A 1,279-nucleotide genomic window follows, 5' to 3' on the forward strand; every position below is an offset into this window, starting at 1 on the left:
GGCTCTGCTGTACCTCATACTGTCTCCATAGTTCTGTTCTCTGATGAAGAAATTAAATTCTCACATCAGGCGTAATCTATGTTGACACAGGGGGAATGCTTGCTGTTTTTCTGTTCTTTTCCTGTCAGACTACAAACATAATAAGTAAAGGTATTCATCCCGTAGAAACAAAAGTTTTTAGCACAGAAAGTCAAATTTTACCAAAACGAATAATTTTTGATACAAAATATTATCAAGAAAATAATGCCGTATTCTTTATAGCAAGTAATTACACGCAGGATTATTCTAAGCTTATTGAGTATAATCTGAAATCGGATAAAATTGATAAGGTCATTTTTGATGAAGAAAGTACTATAATCTGTGATTACGACTCCAATCAATCTATGATTGTGTTTACTGCTGTTAACAGTAATAGTGAAGAAGCAATATACTATTATAATATAACTTCAAAGGTTTTAGAGAAATACAACGGGGTATTACCTAAAAGTGAAAATGGTTATTATCCGAATCATGTTAGTGTTGGTGTAAATTGGCTTTGCTGGATAGAGCATGATTTTGAAGAAAGAATTTCTAAAATAAAAGCACTTAATCTAAATGATAAAACTACCAAAATAATATGTGAAAAACCTTTCATTGAAGATAGAATTCGCGTTCCTTATATTTTTATTGATATGCAGGATGATTATCTTGCATATGATGAACGTAATTCTGATGGCTCAGTATTGCTGTATATCCTTGATTTGAATGGCGTAGAACCAACCATCAAACTGGAGGCGATGAAAGATGTTGTATTACACTATAATGGTTCTTACAATCCAGAAAACAACTATCTTGCATTATATGCGTTAACAAATAAAAACGATTTAATATACAGAATAGATATAACAAACAATAAAGCAACTAAGCTTGCTGGTTTCTATGAGCATGCTGTTTTGTATGACGATATTATTGAGACAAACAATAATCAAATACTCTATACAATTCAAAAAAATGTGTCTGGTGAAATAAAAGACCATTACTATGCAGAAATTTATAACCTTGATAATTATACAATGAGTAGTGAAATGGGGTGTCTCCATATAGTAAAAAATGAAATGTATACTGGTTTGCTTAGATTTGATGAAATAGAAGACATACAGAAAATACATTTTGAGCTATACCAGAATTGATGTATAACCAGCAATTTATGCTGAGCCCGTTTGTCAAACAGTTTTGCAAACTATTTAAGGTGGAACCTACCGGTATAATCTGACTATGCAGCAGCTTTAAGCTCCTTTTC

At 31.6% G+C, this 1,279-nt stretch carries 1 protein-coding gene; it reads left to right on the forward strand.

All coding sequences use genetic code 11. The annotated features are described in order from the left end of the window. Positions 1-95 precede the first annotated feature (95 nt). Positions 96-1,169 carry a hypothetical protein gene (locus F459_RS0121965; protein ID WP_020614783.1) on the forward strand — a complete coding sequence of 358 codons (1,074 nt, stop codon included), beginning with the start codon at positions 96-98 and terminating at the stop codon, positions 1,167-1,169. Positions 1,170-1,279 lie beyond the last annotated feature (110 nt).

It is taken from the genome of Sediminispirochaeta bajacaliforniensis DSM 16054 (assembly GCF_000378205.1).
GTDB lineage: Bacteria > Spirochaetota > Spirochaetia > DSM-16054 > Sediminispirochaetaceae > Sediminispirochaeta > Sediminispirochaeta bajacaliforniensis.

Bases quoted from the DNA above. Each gene is read 5' to 3' on its own strand.
- F459_RS0121965 (WP_020614783.1), top strand. From the start codon at position 96: ATGCTTGCTGTTTTTCTGTTCTTTTCCTGTCAGACTACAAACATAATA.